Below are 3,827 nucleotides of genomic sequence, written 5' to 3' on the forward strand. Positions count from 1 at the left end.
AGGTGCAGGGCGAATACCAATGTATTCTTCACGGATTAAATCTTCATTATCCAAGGTTTCATCTTTGGCATAGCCCCATAAATTTGTGCGTACTAATTTATGGAGATATTCGGCAAAACTTTCTGCAAAGCGATCTACCAATGCTTTTAACATGATGGATGCATAATCATCATGTTTTGCTTCAAAGGCTTCTAAATATGGCTCAATGCCCAATCCCGCGGTACAAGCAAATGCGCCCACATAATCTTCATCACCCACAAAGTCAGCCAATGATCGATTGGGTTTACCTGCTGGGCGCTCTGTTTGTTGGCGAACATGATGCAAGGTTGCTAATACTTCTGTGCGGGATTCATCTGTGTATAAAATTGTATCTTCACCTGCATTGCTGGCAGGGAATAAACCTACTCGAGCTTTTGCTGTGAGCCATTTTTCATCCAAGATTTTAGCGAGCATCGCTTGCGCATCCGCATAGACTTTGCGTGCTTCCTCACCTACAACTTCATCTTCTAAAACTCGTGGGAATTTGCCATGCAATTGCCAAGATGAGAAAAATGGCGTCCAATCAATTGTGCCGACTAATTCATGTAAATCTACAGTGATTTCATGAATGCCCAATTGTAATGGTTTCACTGCATTTTGAGCAATTGGCGCATGGTTAGCTTTCGCATCTTCAAAGGGAATTAAATCCACTTTTTGTTGGCGAGATAAATAAAGCTCACGGCGCGTTGCATACAGTGCTTTGGTCTCTTTTACAAAATTATCACGGAGTTCAGGGCTGATTAAGGATTGCGCAACCCCCACAAAGCGCGAAGCATCTTTCACATACACAATGGCATTGTCATAGTTGGGATCAATCTTAACTGCAGTATGGGAAAGGGAAGTCGTTGCTCCACCAATCATTAAAGGTTTAGTGAACCCTAAGCGCTGCATCTCTTTTGCCACATGCACCATTTCTTCCAAAGATGGCGTGATTAAGCCTGATAGACCGATTACATCCACATTTTCTTTAATGGCAGTATCGAGAATCGTTTGGCAAGGTACCATCACGCCAAGATCAATCACTTCAAAGTTATTGCATTGGAGTACAACGCCCACGATATTTTTACCAATGTCATGAACGTCGCCTTTTACGGTTGCGAGTAAAATTTTGCCATTGGATTCATGAGTTTCACCGCTTGCAGCTTTTTCCTCCTCAATGAATGGCACTAAATAAGCCACAGATTTTTTCATCACGCGAGCAGATTTAACCACTTGTGGCAGGAACATTTTACCATCGCCAAATAAGTCACCAACGATGTTCATGCCAGTCATCAATGGGCCTTCGATCACTTCAATTGGGCGCGCAAATTGTTGGCGCGCTTCTTCAGTATCTTCTATGATGTAAGTATCAATGCCTTTGACAAGTGCATGCGTTAAGCGTTCTTGGATTGGCAATGAACGCCATTCTAAATCTTCTTTTTTGCCAGAACTACTTTCTTGCCCTGCATATTCTTGGGCAATTTCTAAAAGCTGTTCACCTGCTTCAGGATGCGTATTTAAAACGACAGCTTCCACTGCATTGCGAAGCTTTGCAGGGATTTCATCATAAATCGCTAGTTGGCCAGCATTTACAATGCCCATGCTCATGCCTTTTTGAATGGCATGATACAAAAATACAGCATGAATTGCTTCACGTACGAGGTTATTACCACGGAATGAGAAGGAAACATTAGAAACACCACCAGAAATATGCGCATAAGGTAGATTGTTATGAATCCATTCAGTTGCATTGATGAAATCTACAGCGTAGTTTGCGTGTTCCTCGATCCCTGTTGCGATCGCAAAGATGTTCGGATCAAAGACGATATCTTCAGCAGGGAAGCCGACTTTTTCTGTTAATACTTTGTAAGCACGGGCACAGATTTCTGTTTTGCGTTCATAAGTATCTGCTTGGCCATCTTCATCAAATGCCATCACAACAGCAGCCGCTCCGTAGCGTTTCAATAATTTTGCATGTTCAATGAATAGCGCTTCGCCTTCTTTCAAGGAGATAGAGTTAACAATCGCTTTGCCTTGTACGCATTTTAAGCCTGCTTCTAAAATCTCCCATTTGGAAGAATCCAGCATGATGGGCACTTTAACAATGTCAGGCTCGCCAGCAATGAGGTTCAAGAATGTGATCATGGCTTGCTTGGAATCGAGCATGCCTTCATCCATATTGATGTCGATGACTTGGGCGCCACTTTCCACTTGTTCACGGGCAACGGATAAAGCTTCAGCATAGTTGCCTTCTTTAATGAGGCGCTTGAATTTTGCTGAACCTGTAATATTAGTGCGTTCGCCAACGTTTACGAATAAGGATTTGCCTGATTCAATGTTACAAGCTTCTAAGCCTGATAATCGTGTAATTTTCGGAATTTTAGGCAATTGTCTTGGTGCATAACCTGACACTAATTTTTTAATGGCAGCAATATGTTCTGGCGTTGTGCCACAGCAACCACCTACAATATTGATTAAGCCTGATTGCGCCCATGATTCCATAGATTTTGCCATTTCATTTGCAGTTAGATCATATTCACCGAAGGCATTCGGTAAACCTGCATTGGCATGCACGGAAATAGGGTATTCAGAAATGCGAGATAACTCTTCTAAATATGCACGGAGCATATCAGGACCTAGCGCGCAGTTTAAGCCCATAGAAAATGGTTCAGCGTGGCGAAGTGAGTTATACATAGCTTCAGTTGTTTGGCCTGATAATGTGCGGCCTGATGCATCAGTAATGGTTGCGGAAATCATCACAGGTAAGCGGAGATTACGTGCTTCAAACACCGATTCAATGGCAAAGATCGCTGCTTTTGCATTCAAAGTATCAAAAATCGTTTCCACCATGATGATGTCAGCGCCACCATCGATTAATCCATTGATCGCTTCTGTGTAGCCTTCCACTAATTGATCAAAGGATGTATTTCTGAATGAAGGATCATTCACATCAGGGGATATGGATGCTGTTTTGCTCGTTGGTCCCAATGTGCCTGCCACAAAGCGAGGCGATTCAGGTGTAGAAAATTCAGCCGTGGCTTGTTTCGCTAATTTTGCACCAACTAAGTTAAATTCATAGGCTAAATTTTCCATGCCGTAATCAGCGAGGGACATGCTTGTGGAGTTGAATGTATTGGTTTCGATGATATCCGCACCTGCTTCTAAATAAGCACGGTGAATATTTAAAATTAATTCGGGCTGTGTTAAAGAGAGCAGATCATTATTGCCTTTGAGATCTTTGTGCCAATCTTTAAAACGTTCCCCACGAAATGCATTTTCATCCAATTTATGTTTTTGGATCATCGTCCCCATTGCGCCATCGAGAATTAAGATTCTTTCAGTAAGCAGTTGTGACAGACGCAAACAATCATCCATTTTATTATCCCTCAATTCAGTAAAACTTTTTGTGTGGCATTAAAAAAGCCAACATTCTTAAATTTTTATCAAGAATGTTGGCCTTAGAATCCAATCCTCTTATCTCTCAAGCACAATACTTGCGGGAGTTAGCACCTTAAACTTTGTTCAGGTTGCCGGGTTTCACAGGGCCTATCCCTCCACCACTCTTGATAAGTGCTCTTTGCAGAACATGTTTTATTATTAGCATGTTTGTGGCTAAATGCAAAGATAAAAACGATAATTTTATGACATGAATAAAATTTTTATGCATACAAAACCATTATAAATATAACTGAGCTATGATAGGCATACTTCTAAACAATACAAGGTGATAACGATGACCAAGAAAATAATTTTAGATTGTGATCCAGGCCATGATGATGCGATTGCAATCTTACTAGCACATGGTAATC

1 protein-coding gene and 1 riboswitch are annotated in these 3,827 nt (G+C 41.5%); the gene reads right to left on the reverse strand.

Annotated elements, in window-relative coordinates; all coding sequences use genetic code 11:
- On the reverse strand, window positions 1-3,393 hold a 3,393-nt coding region (gene metH, locus BZK14_RS03715; protein WP_077925245.1), incomplete at its 3' end, for a methionine synthase.
- A gap of 96 nt (window positions 3,394-3,489) precedes the next feature.
- A riboswitch (SAM riboswitch) is annotated at window positions 3,490-3,591 on the reverse strand.
- Window positions 3,592-3,827 lie beyond the last annotated feature (236 nt).

Source organism: Wohlfahrtiimonas larvae (assembly GCF_002006755.1).
Taxonomy (GTDB): domain Bacteria; phylum Pseudomonadota; class Gammaproteobacteria; order Cardiobacteriales; family Wohlfahrtiimonadaceae; genus Wohlfahrtiimonas; species Wohlfahrtiimonas larvae.